Origin of the sequence: Pedobacter jamesrossensis (assembly GCF_042650905.1) — a bacterium.
In the GTDB taxonomy this organism is placed as follows: Bacteria; Bacteroidota; Bacteroidia; order Sphingobacteriales; family Sphingobacteriaceae; genus Pedobacter; species Pedobacter jamesrossensis.
Genome location: NZ_JBHSBY010000139.1, coordinates 57,864 through 78,517, shown reverse-complemented (window position 1 = coordinate 78,517; position 20,654 = coordinate 57,864). Strand labels below are relative to the sequence as shown.

Below are 20,654 nucleotides of genomic sequence, written 5' to 3'. Positions count from 1 at the left end.
ATATGATGAAAAATAATATCGCTATTAGCATTCTAATTTGTGTTTCAATGCTATTTACTTTAAGCTGTAAGAAATATCTGGAGGTAAAATCAAATGCCAAATTGGTGATCCCCAATACGCTGTCCGATGTTCAGGGGCTGCTGGATGACGCCAACCTGATGAACTTGAGAGTGACACCATCATTTGGGGAGGCGTCAAGTGATGATTTTTTTCTGCCATTAGCCAGCTACAATGCGCTTAGCGTAAGAGCCCAAGAAGCCTACATATGGCAACCTACGCCCTACAGATATGCCAATGACTGGAGTCTGGCATATACCGCAATATTCAACAGTAACCTTTGTCTGGAACTATTGGAAAATATTGAAAGGACCCCAACAAACAGCAACTCTTGGGACAATGCAAAAGGTAGTGCCTTATTTTATAGGTCGTTTTACTTTCTTATGCTAACCAACCAATATGGATTGGCTTTCGATGAAAAAACCTCAGAGAATGATTTGGGGATAGCGCTAAGGACATCCTCAAACTTTAATGTGCCTTCAGTACGAGCCTCAGTAAGTGATTGCTACAGAAAAGTCGTTGAAGATGCAACTTTAGCTTTAGAATTATTGCCCGACTATCCACAGCACGTGCTAAGACCATCAAAGGGTGCTGCAGCGGCATTATTGTCTAGGTGTTATTTATACCGTCACGACTATGAACTTTCTCTAAAATATACTTTACAGGCACTCAAATTAAATAACAAGTTAATGGATTATAATGGCGACAACGACCTTCTTGCATTGACCAGTACGGTTCCGATTAAGAAGTTCAATAAGGAAACGATTTGGTACGCAGAGCTTTCGAGTAATTTTGGAGTCAATAATACTACAAATTCCAGAATTGATACGATGCTATATGCCAGCTATAATGTTAACGACTTGAGGAAAATTGCATTTTTTAGGGCTTCTGCTCAATTTCAGCAGTTCAAAGGAAATTATACCGCCAGCGGGACGATTTATTTTTCAGGGCTGGCAACAGATGAGCTTTATCTTACCAGCGCGGAATGTAAAGCCTGGCTAGGGGATTTGCCGGGATCGATGGAAGCTTTGAATACGCTATTGAAATCCCGCTGGAGAAATACAGTTACATTTTCTCCGGTGACTGCTACAGATAAAACTGATGCGATTAGAAAAATTAGGGAAGAAAGAAGGAAGGAATTATTGATGCGGGGTTTGCGTTTTGCCGACCTTAAACGGTACAACAAAGAAGGCGCAAACATTACGCTAAAAAGGGTAATCGGAAGTCAGGTGTTTACTCTGGAACCAAGTTCACGATACTACGCCTTACCTTTGCCTACCGATATAATCGAGGCTACAGGCATGCCGCAAAATTAAAAGCTAAGGGAGCATTTTTGCTCCCTTAGCTTTCATTGAACACTATTGGGCAGTTCTGTTTTCAATGTCCATGTTTTCATCATCACTTGAAGAAACATAAGCACGGGTAGAGGTGTATGGTGTTGCAACCAAATTCAGCGATGGATCCAAAGTTGGTGTTCCGCTGGTGTTAACGAAAGCCTGATCCACGTGAATGATACACGCTTCTTGTTGAACTTCATCACATCCCGCGGCACTTGGATCATAAATCCAGTTACTTAAGGTTTCAACCTGTGCTTTAGATTTGTTGGCACCATCATACCTAAAGGTATACTGTACCCTTTTGCTGTCTGCTTTAAACGCAGAGCCACTAATTACTAATGCTAATCCGAAAGCGGCGGCAAGTATGCCTTTGCTTAAATTTTTGATTATTTTATACATAATTTAAGGATGCTTTTTACATTGAAAAAACAAGCGAAAAAGTTGGTCTAAATTCGGGCTTTTGCCCATGTTAATTAATAATTATTTTTTTTGAAATCACTCTCCTTGCCGCTTAACCTCCCTTCTTTTTAATAAACCAATAAAGACAGAACATATTAAAGCAAATTAAAATGCCATTGAAATAAAGATGTTTCTCCCAGCTCATCTTTGAAATAAATCCACCGCAGCTGCAAGGTGTGCTTGGGAAAAAATGGGTCAAAATCAGGATAATGTAAATGGTAAAAGCAAATAATAGGGAGAACGATACCCATAAGCCGAGCTTTGACTTATTTGCAATAAGTAGCACGGCAGCTGCTAATTCGAGAAAAGGGACTAAATAAGTTAATAAGGTTTTGACACCGTGGGAAAACGGCTGTTGTTCCATTTGGTTTTGATAAAGTCTTAAATCTGACAGCTTAGCAAATACCGCATAACACCAGATTACAATGAGCACGAAGGAACAAATCCAATATGAAACCTCACCATATCTGTTTGTCGTTTTTGTAGTGCTACTATTTGAATAACTTTTTTCCATTTTTGAACCCTTTCTACAACCAAATAATTGTATAGTAAAGTTCGTGCTAGTGGAAATAATATGCACTACCCGAATTTGGTATTTTTCACTCTTTTTGCACCACAGATCAAATAGAATTTTAATCTTTAAATGTTCGCAAAAGACACTTTTGGTATTTCTACCGATACTTTCGTTTAATCTTAAAGAAGTATTTGGACTCAATATTTAAAAACGAGGCAATAATATTGTGTATGGGAAGATATATAAGCTCGGGATATTCCTTTTGAGAATGGAGGAAACGGGTTTCGGCATGTCTGATTCTAAGCATCCTTTCACGTTGGATTCTCAAATGAATATCCTCTTCATATATTTCGAGTAATATTCGATAAAATGTTGGGTCAACCTTCGCAAAATCATCTATGAGTGATAGATTCATTGAATAGCCTATGCTATCGGAAATGAAACTGATATGCTCTGCAGATGAGGTTTTCGCAAAGAAAGAAGTCGAGGGCAAAATGAAACCACTTTCAATGATCCATGAAGTGTTCTCTTTGCCCTCGTGCAGGAAATATCCTCGCGCCAGCCCATTCTCTACATAATAAAGAACGGGATGTGAATATTCTGGGGTACTTAATAACAAGCCTTTATTAAAGGTTTTTGGTATGAAGCTTTCTGCAATCTGATCTATAATCTCTGCATTTGCATTCTGTAAACTTCGAAGTTTTTCTATGAGTAGCATAATTTAAATAATTGATAGTTAGTGCTGATATTTTTACTCGCCTTTATCTTTTGGTTCGTCTAATTGCCCATTAGGCCGTGAAGGCTTTCCATTGGTTATAGTATTATATGCCATATTATTTAGTAGGGAATTAAAATGCATTTGCGTAAATTCTAAATTGAGCTTGTAAGCATCAAAAAAGTGTTTCAAAATGCTGGAGTAATGTTTTTCGCTAATTGCAATTATCTCAACGTCTTCAAGAATGTCCCAGTAAAATTTGTTGTTGGGATCTTCCATAGGTGAGACTATATGATAAAGAAATTCACTCGGGGAATATGTAAATGAGTTCCCCTTTTGGCTGTTCTCCCCAACTTTTGCATATAGCTTAATAGCTCCAGAGGCAAGGAATGGGAAAAAGTAGCGTCCTTTTTCAGCTAAAGACATTTTTTGCCCTTTTTTGTAGGCAATAGTTTCCGCAATCGTGTCAAAATATGCTCGGAGTCCTGGTGAGAGTGGATTTAAAGCATTTAAATTCTCTAGATAATTTTGAACGTTCATGATCTTTTTAGGGATAAAGAACGGCGTTTCTAAAAATTTGTCAAGTTGCAGAAATTAACTGACAGTGCAACCCCCCACTCAAACATCGTTTTTCGCTATTTCCGCTATTTTCAGTAGCGATCCTGCGCGAGTGCCAGCATCTCACCTAGTTTTAATATTACTCTTTTGATATCCTCGCTAGCATGATTATAATGTGCGTTTCTTGCACTTTTCTCTGAAATAGAATCTCGCTCGACTGTACTGAAATGCCTCGCAATATATTGGTGTGCAAATTTCGCCCTTTGCCAGATTATAATTCCTGTCTCCATTTGCAGGTGCACAAAAAAAGCTAACTGCTTTACCGAAAAGGATACCTTGTAATTTGCATTCATAATGCCTGCTTCTTCAATTTCATGGTTGATAAATTCCATTGCTCTCAATGAAAGCAATTCTTCTTTAAGAAACTTTTTTACACCCTTGATTGCGCTTGGCGATCCAGGAAACTGCATGTTCTTCGCCATTGTAAAAATTTGCCGGATTTGCTTCCGGTACATGCAAACGGTATTTATTCGTTCGCTCAAAGTTTCATGTGTTTCGACTTGTTGCGATATATAGCTGCATGTATGTATATAGAGTTCCTTGTGATTTATACCAATCTCGAGCAAGGCTTTAAGTAGGCCAAACTCATCAGATTTATCATTTTTAACTAGTATTTCATAAACGGTTTGGCCGGCGGACTGCCAATAATCAAGCTCTCTAAAGCAGCAGATTTTTTCAGGGTTTAAAACCGATGTGATTAAATTTACTAACTCAACGCTGTGGTAATTATTCAAAACTTCACCAACAATTAATTCCAACTGGTTCTGAATTTTCTTTTTTTCAAGCAGTAATATTGAAATCGGAACGTTGTCTTCCCTGTTGAAGATTTTTGGAAAGGAAGTTTGCATCCATTCCAAGATATTTTCCAAATTTCCCAATAGGTTTTTTAAAGGCACAATGGTCAGATTTTTTTCCTTGGCATCACTGGCTTCAAAAATCTCTCTACTAACCTGGTCCATTAATAGGGTAAGGTTTTGCTGGTGGAAATTCATGTAAGATTTTATCTTTTCCTGACTGTTAAGGTCAATAGAAATATCCTTAAACATTTTAGTTAATCTCTGAAACTCCCGTTCTAAGTTCTTAGTTGACTCCTGAGTAAAGTTTTTGGAAAAACTTGTTTTTGCTTTAAGGCTTTGAAAATGCTCTTCGAAATAGATAAATTGGTAATTCATAGCTTGATTTTTTATTCAATTTATTAGCAATAAACTGCTATGAGAAGCTTTTTACACGGGCAGTTTCTGAGGTTACATCAACAGGGAAATTAACCTGACAGACTTAAATCGACAGGCCTATTTGAATTTATAAGTCGTAATTTTTATGTCCCTGTCAATAAAGCCATAGGGGGTTAATATACAATGCAACCATTTGGCAACTTGATTTTATCCCATCATAACTTCAATTTGCAATCATTCCTGCGGTAACTCTGGCAGGTTTGATTTCAATTGTCAACCCTTAAACCTAAGTCTATGTTAAGCACTCAATGTGAAAAAATTTATCTGGAGATGACCTCCAAACTTCATCAAGATAAAGCGGAGCCTGTTACCAATCTGCAGCGGCTTTCTTCCTCGCTTACTATTATCGAAAGCGCAATTATCCATATACACTCTTTGGTCAAGAGCATCGGCTTTGCCAGCGACGATGAAGAGGTTCAATTTTTTAAGGTTACTAAACCAAAGTTTTACAGCTGGAAAATTTTCCTGGTCGAACAATATAATATCATTGACAATATTCCTGTTGATACTTCTGATAGAGTTAGGAATTACTATGTCAAAGAGATTGATTTTCTGCAACGCTACTTTGACCAGAACCAGTTTTTGTACCATTACTATCTTGGTGGTCAGGTGGCGCTTGATAAAGATTATTTTCTTCGTCGTAATTATGACAGCCTCGAAGCGAAAATTCTCTCTGGTGAATTTGAAACAAAAGGCGATTATATTTTCGCCAAGTTCAGAGCATACAAGCTCCTGAAAGAATTCCTTTTGACCAGAATACGATTAATTTACAGTGATCCTGAATCTTCAGTTTTTCGTTTCCTGGCTAAAGGTTCAGAGCTTCACTGGACGGATGACAAAATTAAGCTAGTTGAACTTGCTTACGGCATATATTTCATGGGATCTTTGAATGATGGCAAAGCAGATATATCACAGGTCGTTGATGTTCTTGAACGGACCTTAAATGTTGATTTAGGTGTTGTTTACCGAAAATTTATCGACATCACAAGACGAAAAAGCAAAGGATACACCTATTATCTGGATAGTATGCGAAATGCAATTAATGATCACATTGCTGCAAAACACGGCCGATAGCTCGAAATGATTATGAGAATTAGGTATAATATCTAGGTAAAAAAGTTTTTTTAAGATAAAAAAACTTTGAAAGTATTTCCAAAATGGGAAAGAAAGTGTAAAAAATTACCTAAAGATATATGATTTAAAGGCTTGAAAATGCTGATAGCTTAGTCATCAAAGAAACTTTGTGTCTCAGCCCCCGTTTTTTGATAGCGGATTAAAGTTATTTTTTCTGTTTTTGAGATATAAAAAATCTTTAACACCTTTTTAGAAGTGTCAACTATATTTTAAATACATATGGAATTTTGGGCTAACAAAAGAGTTGGTCTTTGACATTTAGGAATGAAACATTATCCCGCAGACAGTGGGAAATTTTGCGAAGCTTTGAGATTACGTCAAAAAGGCGAAAGCGCATTGGCAGACGAGAGTCCGGCTTGTAGAAGTCGACGCGAGTAGTTCCGAATTTTGCTATATATAAAAGCTCTTCTTTTGGGCTTCGATATTTAAAGGGGCAATTGGCCCCTTTTTTTGTGCCTTTATATTTCGTTTTTTTTATTTTCCTGTTGACTGTATTATAAGGGGTGGCGAAATGTAGACGGGTGAGTTTGTTTTTTACTGGTGAGCATTGCCTCCGTAAAATCCCCCCCCTAAACGGATTGATGGGCATATATTTTATCATCAGTGACATTGATCTTTAAGTATAAGGTAACGATTATCTCCAGATAACCTTTGTATAGGCTAGGAGATTTGGTTAATCCATTTGCATTTTTTCGCGATAGGCCTCTAAATCCGAATACCTTGAGGGCAAGAAAAACCCAAAGGATATAGATTACAATTCTCTATAAACATAACATTAGATAAAAGTTATCAGCTGCAAACACAATCAATTCAGAATTATGGACACAAAATTTGATCTCGTTAATATCCGGGAATCTACTGACCTGGTTAATATTTTGAAATTGTTGGGCTATGAGCCTTTGAGAAAAAGTGGAGGAGAATTATTCTACTTATCCATGCTCAGAGAGAACGATTCTTCGCCATCGTTCTGCGTCAATGAGAAATCTGGCCTCTGGTATGATCATGGCATGGGTAAAGGAGGTTCGGTAATTGAGTTTGCGATATCCTACTGGTCAAATCTTCCCTTCAAGGATGCGATTAATGAACTTCTAAAACTTAGCGGTCAATTGCCGGGTGAACCAATTAACAGAGCTCAAGGGGTAAAGCAAACTTCCCTTTTGATGCGGGAACCAAGCTACATCATCAGAGAGGTTAAGCCGCTTGGCAGTAATACCTCAATCACCAATTACTTAAAATCAAGAGGGATTTTTGAAGTTGCTCAAGGCCACCTAAAAGAACTTTATTACAGCATAAAACTGCAGGATAATTCTAGAAGAGAAGTGTTCGCCGCCGCTTGGCAGAATGAGCTAAATGGCTGGGAAGTACGCAGCATGAATTTCAAGGGATGTCTGGATAAAAAAGCAATGAGCTTCATTGCCGGAAATGATTCTAAGATAAATCTCTTTGAAGGCATGATGGACTTTTTGAGCTGGAAGAAACTTTTTCCCGGCGAGCCTTCCTCTGCACTTATCCTTAACACGCTTTCCTTTTTGAACCCTGCCCTGGAACGGGCTAAAACCTTTGCCGTGGTTGAGTTATTTTTCGACCACGACAAGGCAGGCCGAAAAGCGACGGCAGAAGCTTTATCGATTATACCTGGTTCAACTGATGGATCCGGGTTTTACGCAGGCTATAACGATTTTAATGAAAAATTGCAAAACCTATTATCTGAGGGTAAATATTTAAACTCATCGGCCGATGAGCTCAGAAAAGGTCCAGTTCGATAATTTAACAATCAGGTATGAAAACTCGTAAGGAACTTAAACGGGCTAACATAGTGAAGTGCTATTTAAATGATAAGGAAATGCAAAAGCTAACCGAGCTTCGCCTCCAGTTAGGCCTCACTATGTCTGATCTTTTGAGAAGCAGATTGCTTGATCCCAGGCTACTCAACATCAACCCTTCAAAACTCATGTTGCTTTTGAATGAAATTGGCCTGGATATAACCAGCATTAATTCACAGCTAAAAAAGTATTTTGAAGATTCGAGCGCCCAAAGGGAGAACGATTCATCTTGCGCAATTAAGGAAATTATTGAGCGCTACCTTTCCCATCAGCAGAGATTAGAGTTGCAGATACGAAGGTTACTAATCAGAATAGAACAAAGGAAATAAAAAAATGGACATTGTCGTAAAGCTTTTTACCACCTCTATTGGATTTCCAGCGGTACAATACAACATGAATAAGGTTGAGAGCGGGGATGCAGAGCTTATGGTTTATAAGAATTTTGGAATTCTACATGCATTTACTAATCCAGTTAGTGCTGATTTTGAACATTATCTGGGCGCGGTTTCCTCATTAAGCCGTAAAAGCTGGTATGCCCAGTTTCACGCTGTACTTTCAGTCAAAGGAAAATTAATTTCCAGTGAGGGTTTAAAAGATTTTGCTGAAAGGTGGCTGCGGGAGATGGGCTATGCCAGTCAGCCTTACTTACTATTTTTCCATTCCGATACCAAAAATAACCATGTCCACATCGTATCCACCAGCATTATGCCATCGGGAAAGAAAATTTCCGATAGTTTTAATAGAATCAGGGCAATTGATGCGGTAAATAAGTTACTTGGTATTGATGTGAAAGCGGTTTTCACAGCTGATGTATCGCCGCTGCTTGATTATAAATTTTCTTCGCTTGCTCAGTTTTCCAGTTTGCTTCGGCTTAAAGGCTATACGAGCTATACTGCAGCTAATCAATTTATCGTGCGTAAATACGGAAGAACTTTTTTAAAGATGAGCGAAGGAAAAATTGAGCGTATGATAATATCTCAGGCGCCCAGCGAGGCAGTAATTGAAGAAATTAGGCTTGCAATAAATTTAGCATTAAACTTAAAGGATAATACCTGCTTTCCCCTTTATCAGCCGCTCGCTCACCAATTTGCTAAGCGGTTAACTGGTTTTCGTTCTGATCTTTCAGATTACCTTTTAAATCACTATGGCCTGGAAATACTCTATCATTTCAAACAAAAGGCAATAAGTGGTTTCACCGCTATCGACCATAAGAATCACCTGGTGATTCAGGGCTCACAATTAATGGAACTTGGCCGGCTAACAGGAGAAAATACGACAGGAATCTTCAGGGCTAAAAGCTACTCCAGATAATATCAAATTTTTTAGGCATTCAGATTCCGGCAGCGCGAATGAGCAGTTCATGCAGCGCTATTCACTAAACTATAATTTTATGATCATCTCAAGCAGTAACCTAAAGGGAGGCTGTGGTTGCAGCAGCTTACTAATGCTCTTAGCGCATTACCTATCTGGCGGCACGAAAACAGTTTACCTAATTGACCTTAGTCTGCAGGGCACTTTAGATTTGCTTTACAACCGCTCATTACTTTTAAAAGAGCAATTACCCTTCGAATTTTTTCGATCAGATATAGCTAAAGCACCTGTTTTGATCGGCAGATTAATGGGAGAAGATAGCATCATATTACTTGATATCCCCAAAACATTCGGTGAAAAGAGCCTGCATGTAGTACTCGAACAGATTGACCGCTTTATTATTCCCTTTCGCTATGAGCTCATCGCCCTGCACGCGGCTACTGGCTTTTCTTTGCTTATCAAAAGATTCGCATGCCACTCGAAATCCATCTTTTTGCCCAACATGCATGCACCCGATGAATTCCCTGAGGAGCTTTGGGAGAATCAGGAGATGCTCCGCTCGATTGGGCAACTTTCAGCAGCAATTCCAACAGTTCCTGCAATGATGAACCCTAGAAGTATGGGCCTGCCACCGGCTTGTCTTTTTCAGCTTGCACCCGCACTGGAGCTGCTTTGTAATCAATACTTATTTAACCCCTAAATCATAAATCATGAGCTGGACAAATTTTACCATCTACCTGGCGCTCGCTTATTTCTTTTATTACGCCTTTAATTTTCTAATAGATTTCACCCTGAGCGGAAAAAAAATCGGATCAAGTGAGGATTCAGCCGATGCTGGCGTGAATTATCAGGTCGAAAACCCGGAGCTGCCAATCGAAGTTTACTCGGCAGGGGCCGCTGAGCATTCTGAACTTTCGGTGCCTGAACTTTTAAGTTCCGGAGAGACTGGAAGCTCAGGGGAACAGCGATTCGAGCAGCTTATGCAAGCTGCATCCCAGGAACTCATTGAATGCACCAAAAGAATGCTCTAAATGAAAACGATTCGCTTTTTAATTTTCGCAAGCCTGCTAGCGACTGCTATCTATTCGGCTGCCCAGGTCCCCGGTCTTTCAGAATTTTCCCAGGCCACCAGCCAAATCAAGCAACAGTACTTTTCCCTTTCAGATTTAGCGATGGTGGTTGGCGCAATTTCAGGGCTTCTGGGGGGCTTGCGTGTTTATGCCAATTGGCAAGGTGGCCGCCATCACATCGACCGGCAGGTTGCCGGCTGGCTATTCTCCTGCATTTTTTTAAGCCTCTGCGGGGTATTTCTTCGCGGGGTATTCGGACTTTAAAATCAAAAACAATATGAAACCATCATGATTTTTCCAACCACAAACACCAATGAAGAAAATCATGATAGCTTGATAACCATTAAAAATAATTTTATACATATGAGAAAACTAACAAAAAATTTGATGCTCACCTTAGGGGTGGGCATGCTATCCGCAGCAGCTTATGGCCAGGCTGGCGGAGGAACCACGGGAATCAATGCCGCAACTTCAACCCTGACAAGCTACATCGATCCGGTGTCGACACTAACACTGGCAATAGGGGCGGTGGTTGGTATAATCGGTGGAATAATGGTCTACATCAAGTGGAATTCTGGTGACAGGGATATCAGCAAGGAGGTGATGAGCTGGGGAGGGTCCTGCATTTTTTTAGTGCTGGTATCGGTCGTGATTAAAGCCTTCTTCGGGGTTTAAGTGGACTAGCTTATGGAACGCTATCCTATCTACAAAGGACTAGAGCAGCCCTTAAGCTATCGGGGCTTAAAGGGAAAGTTTATCGGCTGGGGGATTAGCTCGTTAATCGGTGGACTTTTTCTGGGCGGGATAATTGGTACGGCCTCTAATATGTATTTCGGGCTGTCTGTCAGTGCCTTGCTTGGTGGAGGTGGGTTTTTTCTCACCCTCTACCGGCAAAAATCTGGACTGCACAATAAAAAAAGAGAACTGGGTTTATTCGTTCATCAAAATAGGTTAAGATTATGAGTGCCAAAATTTTTGAGCTGCCTTATATTGGCTATGACAACTATCAGGGACTGGATTTACTTTATACTGCTAAAGGGGATTTTTCAGTGATCATTCAAATCACCAATGCAGTTACGGAGCTTTCTGCCGATGAAAGTGGGTATACGCGCTATCATGAACTGCTACTAAAAATTATAAAAATACTCGGAGAGGGGCACATGCTCATCAAACAGGATGTTTTTGTAGCCAGCGAATACGCCCCTAAGAAAAGCGAGGAATATTTACAAAGGGCATATGATGCTCACTTTCAGGGACGCAGAAAGTGTACGCTTTTAACTTACCTCACCATAACCAGAAAGGTTGACCGCTCCAGATTTTATGTTCATAACGAAAAAACACTGCTAAACTTTAAAAATGTAGTAACCAAGGTTCATGACACCTTGGCTGAAGGGGCATTGTATCCGGATATTCTAAAACGGGAGGCGATTGACCGCCTGATCGGTAGGATTTTAGTCATGGATTTTTCTTCAGCCAACATCAGGCGAAATAATTTTTCTGTTCAGAATAACCAAATTGATATCGGGGATTCTTCGCTGAGGTGTATTTCGCTAATTGATACCGATAAAATGGAGCTGCCTTCCTATTTCAGCAGTTATCAGAAAAAAAACGATGGGAATGGTTTGCGGGATTTTGCGACCGATAACCTGTCTTTTTTGCATCAGGTACCCGCATATGAATGCATCATCTACAGCCAGATTATTTCCATTCCTGCCCAGAGCGTTATTCTGTCCGCTCTTAGCTTAAAGCAAAAAAGGCATGCAGGTATACCTGATGCGGCTAACCGCTTGTGTGTGGAAGATATTTCTGCCTTGCTGGCTGAAGTAGCCAGAGACAGCCAGCTATTAATACATGTGCACTTCAATATTATCGTATCGGCCAGCAAAGATAGAATCAGTGAGGCTTCCAATTACATCGAGTCTTCCCTGTTTTCCCTTGGTATCATTCCTTCCAGAAATGCCTATAACCAGCTGGAAATATTCAAAGCATCCCTTCCAGCGAATGCTACAGCGATAAAAAACTACGATTTGGTTTTAATGCCCAGCCGGGCCGCAGTGTGTTTAATGTTCAAGGAATGCTTTCAGAAAAGCGAGGAATCCAATTTTTTAATCCGTTTCACAGACAGGCACGGGATACCAATCTCTATTGACCTATCGGATTTACCGATGCAAAGTGGACGGATAGCAAACCGCTCGAAATTCGTGCTTGGCGGCTCTGGCTCAGGCAAGTCATTTTTTATGAATAGCCTGGTTGAACAGTATTTGCTATACAATATGGATGTGGTGATTGTGGATACCGGCCATTCTTACAGCGGCCTTTGCACTTATCATAAGGGAAGGTATCTGAGCTATTCCGAGCAGCATCCCATCACGATGAATCCCTTCGCATTTTCAAAGTCAGAATATAACATTGAAAAGCGTGACTTTATAAAAACGCTGATATTCCTGCTTTTTAAAGGCGTCCAGGGAGAAGTTTCAGCGGTAGAGGATAGCGTAATTTCCAGTGTGATCTCCTCATTTTATGCCTCGCATTTTGCAGCAGAGATTCCTTCAGTGCTGAACTTCGATACATTTTATCACTATTCAGTGAAGCGCATTAAAGAGATAGCGCAGCAGGACGGGATTGCATTCGAACTCGATGCTTACCGCTTTGTATTGCGTAAATTCTGCAAGGGGGAGGAATTTGGGGATTTGCTGAATCTTTCCACCGATGCATCGCTGTTAACTGAAAAATTCATCGTCTTTGAAATTGACTCCATCCGGGAGCATAAAGTGCTTTTTCCCATTGTCACCCTTATAATTATGGATGTTTTTCTGCAGAAAATGAGGTTGCGTCATAGTCAGCGAAAAGCACTGATTCTAGAGGAAGCCTGGAAAGCGATCGCATCGGAACTGATGGCCTCTTATCTGGTTTACATGTATAAAACAGTAAGAAAATTTTATGGCGAGGCAATAGTGGTCACGCAGGAATTAGAGGATATTATTTCCAGCCCCACAGTCAAAAACAGCATCATTGCAAATTCTGATACCATCTGCCTGCTCGATCAGGGTAAGTTTCAGGGGGATTACGCGAAAGTCGCTGCGCTGCTCTCGCTCAGTGAACAGGAGCAAAAGAAAATTTTTACCATTAACCAGCTTGATAACAAGCGGCATCGTAGCCGCTTTAAAGAAGTCTATATCAAACGCGGATTAAGCGGGGAAGTATATGGGGTAGAGGTTTCACTGCGGCAGTATATGACTTTTTCAACAGAGAAACCCGAAAAGCTCGCCCTGGAATATTACTTGAGCAGCTATGGCGATTATAGAATCGCTTTAGATGAATTTATCAAAGATTTTGAGCAATCAGCAGTCCCGCTAAATCAATTCATTAATCAGGTTCTTTTAAAAAAATCATTATGAAAAATTTATTTTTAACCGCGTTTTTTATCGCGGTAACTGGCTCTTGTAGCCTGGCCCAGATTTACATCGATCCGAGTACTTCTGCCGCCATGGCCTCTCAATCGGTACTCATCAATTCTCAGTTGAATACCTCTAATAATAAACTCACCTTATTAGAGCGGGCCCAGCTCTCAGTTAGCGGCGAGCTCGCTATCGCAAACCAGCTGCAGAGCAGAATCTTCCGCGGTTTAACCACGGTATCTTCTGCAGTTAGCTCACTGCTTGCCATCAAAGATATTAATGAAATCACTCAGGATATATTAGCTGACGGTAGACGGGCAGTGGAGACCGCTTCGAGTAATCCCGCGCTCCTGCTTTTTGCGCAGGGGGGCGCAGATGAATTTTATTCCAGAGCAATGCGCTTATCTGCTCAGGTGGGCAGTTTTGTGCTGAATTCTTCGGCTGAAAACCTGATGGATTCGGGGGAACGTGCGAAGCTATTAAACCATATTGTCACAGAATTATCCATCCTCAGGGGCGTAATTTACGGGATTTACAGGGTTATGTACTGGGCAAAGGTGAGGGGTTTCTGGAATTCGGTAAATCCATACTCCAGGTTCATCAACTCAGATAAACTAATCGCCCGGGATGTTATTTTTAAAAGTAAACTATTAAAGCGATGAGATGCGTGGTGTTGTTGCTTTGCGCGTTACTATGTAGCATGCTTTGCCCTGCGCAGATAAATGTTGCTTTACTCCATCAGCTCATTGATAACAGTAAATCCGAACATTCCAGGCAGATTAATCTGAGAGATAAGCAGGCAATCTCCAGTGGGGTTGAAAATTTAAATGCGCTCCAGGCTGGAAAGCTCAAAACCACTTACCAGGACTTGAGAAAGAAATTTTCTGCAGTAGGTATGGGAATCGAAACGTTGCAAATCGGAATGGAGGCGCTTCCCCTGCTTAAGCAGATTTCTGCTGATCAGAGCACCATCATCTCGCTTTGCTTGAGCAAACCAGCCTTGGCCTTGCTGTCGATAGAAACCCAGGCTGACCTGGTGGACCGCGCCCAGCTGCTTCTGCGCTATATGTATGGCCTTGCCTTAAGCAGCGGTGAGCTCGGAGCGATGTCCAGATCTGATAGAGCGATGCTAACAGATTTTGTTGTGAGCGAACTTCGCGCGATTTCGCAGGTACTTTCGGGACTAAAAAGAACTCTTCAGGCACTTCATGCTTTGGATGTAAACAATACCAGGGGACTATCGGACATGTTTGAACGCGATAAGCAGATTTCAAGGGATATACTCTCAAAAATTAAACAACTTAACAACAAATGAGATGAAAAAAATCTTCCTCTTAGCAGCTTTTCTTTCTTTGCTTAATTGCGCCCGCGCCCAGCAGATTATTTTTGATAGGGAACATTTTTCTATCGTCAACCAAAATGGCCTGGTCAGGCTCTCCGCTGAACTCGCCCTGCAGTCTAATTATGACCGGATTAAGGCGGGTTTGAATGATATAGAAATTAACATCGGCTCGCTGGTGCTAACCGAGCAATTAATTTTCAGCTCGCTAACCCAGGTAGACCAGGGATTGAAATCAGGACTAATGGCGCAGGATATCGCCGCATTGCTTGCTGAGATTTATCAGCAGAGTAGTGAGCTGGTATCCTATGCTTCTACCCGGCCAGAGCTGCTCCTTTTTGCTGAGCGGTTTGCTCAGCAGCTCAAAACCCGCGGCATAAATTTACTTACCCAGGTATCTGAAAATATACTGGCCGAGAAAGCTGATCTTTTGATGAATGCGGAGAAACGGGATGCGCTACTGCGGAAAATTTCCCTGGAGCTTCGCCTCATTCGTTCACTGGTGTTTTCAATGAGAAAAAGTATGTTTTGGGCCGCTCAGCGCTCATTACTGTATCAGCTCAACCCATTTAAAGATTTCCTAAACATTGATAAACGAATGGTTGAGCAAATCATCAGCCGTTATAAACCTTAAAAAAATGAGATTATTTATATTGCTTTTTAGTTGCCTGGTCGTTTTTTCAGGCGCTAACGCGCAGCAAAACATCCATGATGAACATATCGTAAATCAACAGGAACGCATGGTTTTTAAGTCCTGGGATGAAGATAAATTCACCCCTAAGGCGGGCTTTTTGGGACTTAATCCACTTTACTGGATAACCTGGGGCCTGCATCCGAATTATCCAGATAATGATCTTCGGCCCTTATCGCCACTAGGGCCGCAAAGCGTTAGAATAGCGCTGTCGATAGCGATGAGTACGGCAGAGGAAAATCATAAACTTCACTCAGACAGCATCCGGCAAACCGCGCTCTCGAATCTTTTTACCCATTCCGCAGTTTTAGCTGATGCAGATCCCCTGTGGATCCTTTATTATTCATCAGCACTTTCCCCTCTAGGGGCATTTCCCGAAAACAGCCTGCAGGGACTATCAGATAAGGAGGTGGGTTACCTCGAGCAATCTGGATATATCAGCTGGTACCAGCAGCAGCACGCTCAGCTTCGCCAAAGGCTCCAGGTAGCCAGGGGTGCCAATATGGAGCGGGGTTCGAGAATTCTTTATTACCACCGGTTGCTTTTAGAATACCGAAAGCTTCTGGCCGGCTGGGAAGACAAAAAGCGGCTGTCTAAATCCATGCTGCAAAATAAAGTGCTCTTCGAAAAGATTTTAAATAGAAATCAATCCATAAAACGAAAGAAAATGAGCGATATCGAAATCGCAGACCAGGTAATCAAAAATTCAAAATTATGAAAAGCTATTTTACTTTAGGGCTGATTCAGCCTCTTTTGCAGGCCAATGGAGTAACCGATTCCTTTAAAGATACCTTTAACTTTTTGCAGGGAAATGGGGTATACGAGGAAGGCACGATGCACTTTTTAAAAAACATGAAAGATACCATCTGGACCCATTATGATGTTTTCTTAATGGATGCCCAGGCGCTGTGTGCGATATTTATGCTCATTTTTTTCGCCTCCAGGAGTTATGGTATGATCTCTGGCGATAAAAAACTTGAAGTGATGCCCCTGCTGCGTCCATTTGGCCTGGTGATGGTAATTCTATGGTGGCCAGCCTTTACAAAAGTGCTCGCCTTTCCAGGGGAGCTGATTGAAAACAGAACTGAAGCACTTTTTGACGGAAGCCAGGCCGAGATTAACAATCTGCGCTTAGAGCGGGCAAAACTGATGGTGGATGTGGCCGATGAGCTCTTTAAACTGCAGGCGAGTAGCGAAGTGGCTAAAACCGAAGCGGATACCTGGTATGAAAATGCCTGGGAATCTGTTAAAAGTTCAGTTAAAGAAGGTTTTGCTGAGGTATGGAACCCAGTGGTGGAGATGCGCAACCGTCTTCAGGTTGGCTTGCAGCTCTTAGCCAGTTCACTTCTGGAAACCCTCGCGGTATGGCTGCTGCGGATAAGTGTTTATGTGATCTTTATCGTGCAGATTATTTTTTCAACGATTCTAATCATCCTTGGGCCTTTTTCAGTTGCAGCAAGCATTCTGCCCTGGTTTCAGCGCTCCTTCACCGAATGGATTGCAAGATTTATCTCTGTTAGCCTTTATTCAGGGATAGCATACCTGGTGATGTATGTTGCCTCACTCTTTCAGCATTATGCACTCCAGGCAGAAATCCAGCGCTATACTGAACTGCTTAAAAATGATGGGGAAAGTATTCAAAAGCTTAGCTGGTTTGCATCCAACGGCGTACTCTCTTTTGGTATGGTGATTATTGTTTTTATCATCGGTGCGCTGACCATGTTTACCGTGCCGAGTATATCCACCTGGATTGTGAGCACTTCGGGCGTAAGTTCTGCGGCGAGCGCAATGGGTAGCGGTGCGAGCAAAATGACCAGCATGGCAAGTGCTGCAGTGGGAGGGGTGTAGAATGATCGTAAAAAATATAGAAGCCAAGGTACGCCTGGCTACAATTTTATCACTTTCTAGTTTTGTACTGGCCCTTTTAATCTCCTTGAGTTCAGCTTATTTTGCCTACAAGCAAGTCAGCGATTCACGAAAATCCATTTATGTTCTGCAGGATGGGATAAACCCACTCCGGGCGAACAGGACAGATTTAGAATTAAACCGCGCTGCAGAATACAGGGCCCATATTTCCAGGTTTCATTCCCTGTTTTTCTCTTTAATCCCTGATGAGCAGTTTATTGAAGCGCAGATGCGCCAGGCGATGTATCTTATAGATGAGAGTGGAGTCCAGCAGTATAATAACTTAAAAGAACGCAGTTTTTTCAGCTCCGTACTTTCTTCCTCAGCGGTTCTGACCATACAGATGGACTCGATTTTTTTAGATGAAAAAAAGCGATATTTTAAGTACTACGCAACCCAGCGGATTGATAGAAAAAGTACGGTAACCATTCGCTCGCTGCTCACTGAAGGATACCTGCGGGATCTGCCGGCCCGCTCGGAGCATAATCCCCACGCGGTGCTAATAACCTCCTGGAAGACCCTGGAAAATATAGAACGCTCAAGCGTTGAAAAAAACCAATTCTAAAAACCTTATCGATATGAAAAGTCAAAATCATGCTTCGCCTTTATGGCATAGGCTGCTGGAAGGCACGCGGAGCTGTAAAGCAAAATTCAAAAATAACCTGCTCGGCTATCCCCGGCTTAGTTTAGGGATTATGATGCTAATGATGATTTGTTCAGGGCTCGTTTGCTTTACTGTAAACAGGCACGGGGAAGAAAAGTCCGGCGAGTATTTCACGAACCTGAAATTCTCCATGCCAGATGATGCTAAGGGAAACGCGGATGCGTTAATGGAAATTATCTCGCTCCAGGCAGAGCTTAAAACCTTTTTAGATAAAAAGATCCCCAGTTTAGAGGATAGCCTTCGGATGGAAAGGCTGCTTAACAGGATTGGGGCGCTCAACCAAAAATTAAAAGACCATGAAAAAAATTGATTTAAAAAACCCGCGATATGTGATCCCTTTGATCTGCCTGCCTTTCCTGCTGCTTTTATTCTATGTTTACCGTTTAAGTATCAGTAAGGTAGATAAATCAGCATCAGAGCAGGATGGGCTCAAAACAGAGATTTCTGCGGCATCCGCTCAAGTGACCGGTAAAGGAATTGAAGATAAACTGGAAGCCTTTAAACAGCGTTACAAAAAATCAGACGGATACTCGGCAGTTGGGGCCCTGGATATCTCAGGTAACCCCGCTGAGGGGTCATCTTCAGTTTATAATGCCAAAGAAAAGCAGCTACTAGACTCGATTAGTCTATCGCTCAAAAACGCTGCCCGTAAATCCTCAGCTAAAGGCAGTATTTCAACAGGAAATTTCCCCGGGCAATCTTACCGGAGGGAATCAACAGAAAATAGAAGCGAAGACAGGCAGCTCAGCGAGCTGCTATCAAAATACGCCGAACATAATAAGAATACCCCTTCCAAACAGGCAGATCCCATGGCCATTTTTCGCGCGCAGATGGCTATAGTCGACAGCATGAATAAGGCATCGCTTTCCCCGCGCAGGCCAGCAAATAAAGCTTTTTCAGGCCAATCTGATGCCCCCCAAAGACCTTTAGCTGCAGAGCCGCTCCAGGTTACCGGGCTGGGCGGGGTTACTTTGGATTCTTCCACGATAACGGCCAAAGGGGGGCAGAAGGAATTTATTCAGGGCATTATAGATCAAACCCTTGTTGGATATTCCGGTTCCAGAGTAACCATTAGACTACTGAGCGATGTTAGAGTGGGAATGACTTTGCTTAAAAAAGGCACTTTGCTCTATGCGCTGATTAACGGTTTTTCACCGCAAAGGGTATTGCTTAGTATTTCTTCAATTGCCTTCAATGGCGAGATACTGCCCGTGAACTTAGAAGTTTATGATCTTGACGGCATCAAAGGGATTTACATTCCAGCATCTCTATACCGGGAATTCAGCCGAGAGCTGGCCTCCAATGGCATTACAGGCCTGTCTGCTGAGTCCTCAGGCAGGCAAAATGAGCAAATCATGAGCTTGCTTGGCAGAATGTTTCAATCTACTCAAGGAGCGGTAAATAAACTTATTCGCTCAAATAAAGCGAAAATTAACTATCCATCAAGAATTTACCTGCTGGATAAATCTTTAAACAAAACCAGAGCATCATTATGAAAAAACGAATCCAACAACTGCTTCTGCCGCTTTTAGTGGTTTTCCCCTGGCTGGCGAGCTGCGCGGCAGCGCTTCCGGTAATCTATATCAGCGCTCAAAGCGCCGTACATTTTCGCTCTCCGGAACCAATTAAATATGTTGATTTACCCGGGGCTAACTTTACTGGTGATCTGCCGCAGGAAAATCTGCTGCGCCTTCGCTTTAAAGATTCTTTTGCAGTATCCGATCGCAAAGAATTAGGTTCGTTTGGCATAATTACCATTACAGGAGAACACTACTTTGCCCAATATCAGCTCATGGCAGCTAATGAATGGCAGGCTGGGGATAGCGAAGTAGAAATCCTGCCATCACATATGCTGCCACTCATTCCTGCCCTGCCATCACTATCCACTCCTCAAATGCATGCGAAGAGTATTGCGCTGATTTCCAGGAGGGCAAGTAAAGCGCTCGCAAGCGCAAAGAACCAAGGGGTGAGCTTAAAACTCAATCAGCTTCGCTGTTCGGGTGAGCTTATATTTTTAGATCTTAGTTTTTATAATGAGGCTGAGCTGCGGTACGATATAGAAGATTTGAGCTTTGTGATAAGCGATAAAAAAATATCCAGAGCAAGCAATTTTCAGTCCATTGAAATCAAGCCAACCTTTACCCTTTCCCCCCTGATAGGCTTTGCTCACGCAGCGAGGAATATTTACGTATTACCAAAAATGAGCTTTTCAGCTGCTAAACGGCTAAAAATAACTTTGAGTGAAAAACAGCCTTCCTCCAGAGCGGTAACCCTTGAGCTGAGCTACGGTGAGCTGCTCTCAGCAGATAGTTTTTAGCTCACCCGGGGCAGAATAAACTAAGCTTTTTCATGCTTTCCAGGCTGATGTTTCATTGGCACTGACATCA

Annotated in this window: 25 protein-coding genes; 20 read left to right on the top strand and 5 right to left on the bottom strand. The window is 41.7% G+C overall.

Annotated elements, in window-relative coordinates; translation table 11 throughout:
• The first annotated feature begins 2 nt into the window (after positions 1-2).
• Complete coding sequence (locus ACFOUY_RS17450) at positions 3-1,373, top strand: RagB/SusD family nutrient uptake outer membrane protein (RefSeq protein ID WP_378962494.1); 1,371 nt, start codon at positions 3-5, stop codon at positions 1,371-1,373.
• 42 nt (positions 1,374-1,415) lie between these two features.
• Here ACFOUY_RS17450 and ACFOUY_RS17445 read toward each other — a convergent pair whose 3' ends face one another.
• The 5 genes from ACFOUY_RS17445 to ACFOUY_RS17425 form a co-directional block, all read right to left on the bottom strand.
• Positions 1,416-1,793: a hypothetical protein gene (locus ACFOUY_RS17445; RefSeq protein ID WP_378962493.1), complete on the bottom strand. Its 378-nt coding sequence runs from the start codon at positions 1,791-1,793 to the stop codon at positions 1,416-1,418.
• A gap of 112 nt (positions 1,794-1,905) precedes the next feature.
• Complete coding sequence (locus ACFOUY_RS17440; protein ID WP_378962492.1) at positions 1,906-2,367, bottom strand: MauE/DoxX family redox-associated membrane protein; 462 nt, start codon at positions 2,365-2,367, stop codon at positions 1,906-1,908.
• A 157-nt stretch (positions 2,368-2,524) separates the two neighbouring features.
• Positions 2,525-3,085 carry a Crp/Fnr family transcriptional regulator gene (locus ACFOUY_RS17435; RefSeq protein ID WP_378962491.1) on the bottom strand — a complete coding sequence of 187 codons (561 nt, stop codon included), beginning with the start codon at positions 3,083-3,085 and terminating at the stop codon, positions 2,525-2,527.
• 33 nt (positions 3,086-3,118) lie between these two features.
• Entirely contained in the window at positions 3,119-3,622 is a 504-nt protein-coding gene (locus ACFOUY_RS17430) for a cyclic nucleotide-binding domain-containing protein (RefSeq protein WP_378962489.1), read from the bottom strand.
• Positions 3,623-3,732: 110 nt separating this feature from the next.
• Positions 3,733-4,872, bottom strand: coding sequence for a hypothetical protein (locus ACFOUY_RS17425; RefSeq protein WP_378962488.1), 1,140 nt, complete (start codon positions 4,870-4,872; stop codon positions 3,733-3,735).
• Between the two features lie 294 nt (positions 4,873-5,166).
• Between ACFOUY_RS17425 and ACFOUY_RS17420 the strand changes: the two genes are divergently transcribed.
• The 19 genes from ACFOUY_RS17420 to ACFOUY_RS17330 all read left to right on the top strand — a co-directional run bounded on the left by ACFOUY_RS17420 (position 5,167) and on the right by ACFOUY_RS17330 (position 20,584).
• Positions 5,167-6,006: an RteC domain-containing protein gene (locus ACFOUY_RS17420; RefSeq protein ID WP_378962487.1), complete on the top strand. Its 840-nt coding sequence runs from the start codon at positions 5,167-5,169 to the stop codon at positions 6,004-6,006.
• An 878-nt stretch (positions 6,007-6,884) separates the two neighbouring features.
• Positions 6,885-7,832, top strand: coding sequence for a toprim domain-containing protein (locus ACFOUY_RS17415; RefSeq protein WP_378962486.1), 948 nt, complete (start codon positions 6,885-6,887; stop codon positions 7,830-7,832).
• A 14-nt stretch (positions 7,833-7,846) separates the two neighbouring features.
• The gene (locus ACFOUY_RS17410) at positions 7,847-8,218 is read left to right on the top strand and encodes a hypothetical protein (RefSeq protein ID WP_378962484.1); all 372 of its coding nucleotides are present in this window, start codon (positions 7,847-7,849) and stop codon (positions 8,216-8,218) included.
• Between the two features lie 4 nt (positions 8,219-8,222).
• Complete coding sequence (locus ACFOUY_RS17405; protein ID WP_378962483.1) at positions 8,223-9,200, top strand: relaxase/mobilization nuclease domain-containing protein; 978 nt, start codon at positions 8,223-8,225, stop codon at positions 9,198-9,200.
• Positions 9,201-9,279: 79 nt separating this feature from the next.
• The gene (locus ACFOUY_RS17400; RefSeq protein WP_378962482.1) at positions 9,280-9,900 is read left to right on the top strand and encodes a P-loop NTPase family protein; all 621 of its coding nucleotides are present in this window, start codon (positions 9,280-9,282) and stop codon (positions 9,898-9,900) included.
• A gap of 10 nt (positions 9,901-9,910) precedes the next feature.
• Positions 9,911-10,231: a hypothetical protein gene (locus tag ACFOUY_RS17395; protein WP_378962481.1), complete on the top strand. Its 321-nt coding sequence runs from the start codon at positions 9,911-9,913 to the stop codon at positions 10,229-10,231.
• Positions 10,232-10,534, top strand: coding sequence for a DUF4134 family protein (locus ACFOUY_RS17390; protein WP_378962480.1), 303 nt, complete (start codon positions 10,232-10,234; stop codon positions 10,532-10,534). It abuts the gene before it with no gap.
• Positions 10,535-10,558: 24 nt separating this feature from the next.
• Positions 10,559-10,945 carry a DUF4134 domain-containing protein gene (locus ACFOUY_RS17385; protein WP_378962479.1) on the top strand — a complete coding sequence of 129 codons (387 nt, stop codon included), beginning with the start codon at positions 10,559-10,561 and terminating at the stop codon, positions 10,943-10,945.
• 12 nt (positions 10,946-10,957) lie between these two features.
• Positions 10,958-11,233 (top strand): DUF4133 domain-containing protein, encoded by a 276-nt coding sequence (locus tag ACFOUY_RS17380; RefSeq protein WP_378962477.1) that lies wholly within the window; start codon positions 10,958-10,960, stop codon positions 11,231-11,233.
• On the top strand, positions 11,230-13,668 hold the full coding sequence (locus tag ACFOUY_RS17375) for a TraG family conjugative transposon ATPase (RefSeq protein ID WP_378962476.1): 2,439 nt from the start codon (positions 11,230-11,232) through the stop codon (positions 13,666-13,668). Before ACFOUY_RS17380 ends, ACFOUY_RS17375 begins: the two co-directional genes overlap by 4 nt.
• Positions 13,665-14,330: a hypothetical protein gene (locus ACFOUY_RS17370; RefSeq protein ID WP_378962475.1), complete on the top strand. Its 666-nt coding sequence runs from the start codon at positions 13,665-13,667 to the stop codon at positions 14,328-14,330. The genes ACFOUY_RS17375 and ACFOUY_RS17370 overlap by 4 nt, the downstream gene beginning before the upstream one ends.
• Positions 14,331-14,368: 38 nt before the next feature.
• Positions 14,369-14,983 carry a hypothetical protein gene (locus ACFOUY_RS17365; RefSeq protein WP_378962474.1) on the top strand — a complete coding sequence of 205 codons (615 nt, stop codon included), beginning with the start codon at positions 14,369-14,371 and terminating at the stop codon, positions 14,981-14,983.
• Position 14,984: 1 nt separating this feature from the next.
• Positions 14,985-15,641: a hypothetical protein gene (locus tag ACFOUY_RS17360; RefSeq protein ID WP_378962473.1), complete on the top strand. Its 657-nt coding sequence runs from the start codon at positions 14,985-14,987 to the stop codon at positions 15,639-15,641.
• Between the two features lie 4 nt (positions 15,642-15,645).
• A complete protein-coding gene (locus tag ACFOUY_RS17355; RefSeq protein ID WP_378962472.1) occupies positions 15,646-16,416 on the top strand; it encodes a hypothetical protein in 771 nt (256 codons plus the stop codon).
• On the top strand, positions 16,413-17,546 hold the full coding sequence (locus tag ACFOUY_RS17350) for a plasmid transfer protein (RefSeq protein WP_378962470.1): 1,134 nt from the start codon (positions 16,413-16,415) through the stop codon (positions 17,544-17,546). Before ACFOUY_RS17355 ends, ACFOUY_RS17350 begins: the two co-directional genes overlap by 4 nt.
• 1 nt (position 17,547) lies before the next feature.
• Positions 17,548-18,168: a conjugative transposon protein TraK gene (gene traK / locus ACFOUY_RS17345; RefSeq protein WP_378962469.1), complete on the top strand. Its 621-nt coding sequence runs from the start codon at positions 17,548-17,550 to the stop codon at positions 18,166-18,168.
• 13 nt (positions 18,169-18,181) lie between these two features.
• The gene (locus ACFOUY_RS17340) at positions 18,182-18,577 is read left to right on the top strand and encodes a hypothetical protein (protein ID WP_378962468.1); all 396 of its coding nucleotides are present in this window, start codon (positions 18,182-18,184) and stop codon (positions 18,575-18,577) included.
• Positions 18,564-19,763 (top strand): conjugative transposon protein TraM, encoded by a 1,200-nt coding sequence (gene traM / locus ACFOUY_RS17335; protein WP_378962467.1) that lies wholly within the window; start codon positions 18,564-18,566, stop codon positions 19,761-19,763. The genes ACFOUY_RS17340 and traM overlap by 14 nt, the downstream gene beginning before the upstream one ends.
• Complete coding sequence (locus ACFOUY_RS17330; protein ID WP_378962466.1) at positions 19,760-20,584, top strand: DUF4138 domain-containing protein; 825 nt, start codon at positions 19,760-19,762, stop codon at positions 20,582-20,584. The genes traM and ACFOUY_RS17330 overlap by 4 nt, the downstream gene beginning before the upstream one ends.
• The last annotated feature ends 70 nt before the right edge of the window (positions 20,585-20,654 follow it).

Excerpts from the sequence above, each read along its gene's own strand:
- ACFOUY_RS17410 (WP_378962484.1), top strand. The coding sequence starts at position 7,847 with ATGAAAACTCGTAAGGAACTTAAACGGGCTAACATAGTGAAGTGCTAT.
- traK (WP_378962469.1), top strand. The coding sequence starts at position 17,548 with ATGATCGTAAAAAATATAGAAGCCAAGGTACGCCTGGCTACAATTTTA.
- ACFOUY_RS17340 (WP_378962468.1), top strand. The coding sequence starts at position 18,182 with ATGAAAAGTCAAAATCATGCTTCGCCTTTATGGCATAGGCTGCTGGAA.
- ACFOUY_RS17420 (WP_378962487.1), top strand. The coding sequence starts at position 5,167 with ATGTTAAGCACTCAATGTGAAAAAATTTATCTGGAGATGACCTCCAAA.
- ACFOUY_RS17445 (WP_378962493.1), bottom strand. The coding sequence starts at position 1,793 with ATGTATAAAATAATCAAAAATTTAAGCAAAGGCATACTTGCCGCCGCT.
- ACFOUY_RS17380 (WP_378962477.1), top strand. The coding sequence starts at position 10,958 with ATGGAACGCTATCCTATCTACAAAGGACTAGAGCAGCCCTTAAGCTAT.
- ACFOUY_RS17430 (WP_378962489.1), bottom strand. The coding sequence starts at position 3,622 with ATGAACGTTCAAAATTATCTAGAGAATTTAAATGCTTTAAATCCACTC.
- ACFOUY_RS17360 (WP_378962473.1), top strand. The coding sequence starts at position 14,985 with ATGAAAAAAATCTTCCTCTTAGCAGCTTTTCTTTCTTTGCTTAATTGC.
- ACFOUY_RS17435 (WP_378962491.1), bottom strand. The coding sequence starts at position 3,085 with ATGCTACTCATAGAAAAACTTCGAAGTTTACAGAATGCAAATGCAGAG.
- traM (WP_378962467.1), top strand. The coding sequence starts at position 18,564 with ATGAAAAAAATTGATTTAAAAAACCCGCGATATGTGATCCCTTTGATC.
- ACFOUY_RS17350 (WP_378962470.1), top strand. The coding sequence starts at position 16,413 with ATGAAAAGCTATTTTACTTTAGGGCTGATTCAGCCTCTTTTGCAGGCC.
- ACFOUY_RS17370 (WP_378962475.1), top strand. The coding sequence starts at position 13,665 with ATGAAAAATTTATTTTTAACCGCGTTTTTTATCGCGGTAACTGGCTCT.
- ACFOUY_RS17375 (WP_378962476.1), top strand. The coding sequence starts at position 11,230 with ATGAGTGCCAAAATTTTTGAGCTGCCTTATATTGGCTATGACAACTAT.
- ACFOUY_RS17405 (WP_378962483.1), top strand. The coding sequence starts at position 8,223 with ATGGACATTGTCGTAAAGCTTTTTACCACCTCTATTGGATTTCCAGCG.
- ACFOUY_RS17355 (WP_378962472.1), top strand. The coding sequence starts at position 15,646 with ATGAGATTATTTATATTGCTTTTTAGTTGCCTGGTCGTTTTTTCAGGC.
- ACFOUY_RS17440 (WP_378962492.1), bottom strand. The coding sequence starts at position 2,367 with ATGGAAAAAAGTTATTCAAATAGTAGCACTACAAAAACGACAAACAGA.
- ACFOUY_RS17400 (WP_378962482.1), top strand. The coding sequence starts at position 9,280 with ATGATCATCTCAAGCAGTAACCTAAAGGGAGGCTGTGGTTGCAGCAGC.
- ACFOUY_RS17450 (WP_378962494.1), top strand. The coding sequence starts at position 3 with ATGATGAAAAATAATATCGCTATTAGCATTCTAATTTGTGTTTCAATG.
- ACFOUY_RS17425 (WP_378962488.1), bottom strand. The coding sequence starts at position 4,872 with ATGAATTACCAATTTATCTATTTCGAAGAGCATTTTCAAAGCCTTAAA.
- ACFOUY_RS17330 (WP_378962466.1), top strand. The coding sequence starts at position 19,760 with ATGAAAAAACGAATCCAACAACTGCTTCTGCCGCTTTTAGTGGTTTTC.
- ACFOUY_RS17415 (WP_378962486.1), top strand. The coding sequence starts at position 6,885 with ATGGACACAAAATTTGATCTCGTTAATATCCGGGAATCTACTGACCTG.
- ACFOUY_RS17395 (WP_378962481.1), top strand. The coding sequence starts at position 9,911 with ATGAGCTGGACAAATTTTACCATCTACCTGGCGCTCGCTTATTTCTTT.
- ACFOUY_RS17390 (WP_378962480.1), top strand. The coding sequence starts at position 10,232 with ATGAAAACGATTCGCTTTTTAATTTTCGCAAGCCTGCTAGCGACTGCT.
- ACFOUY_RS17385 (WP_378962479.1), top strand. The coding sequence starts at position 10,559 with ATGATTTTTCCAACCACAAACACCAATGAAGAAAATCATGATAGCTTG.
- ACFOUY_RS17365 (WP_378962474.1), top strand. The coding sequence starts at position 14,369 with ATGCTTTGCCCTGCGCAGATAAATGTTGCTTTACTCCATCAGCTCATT.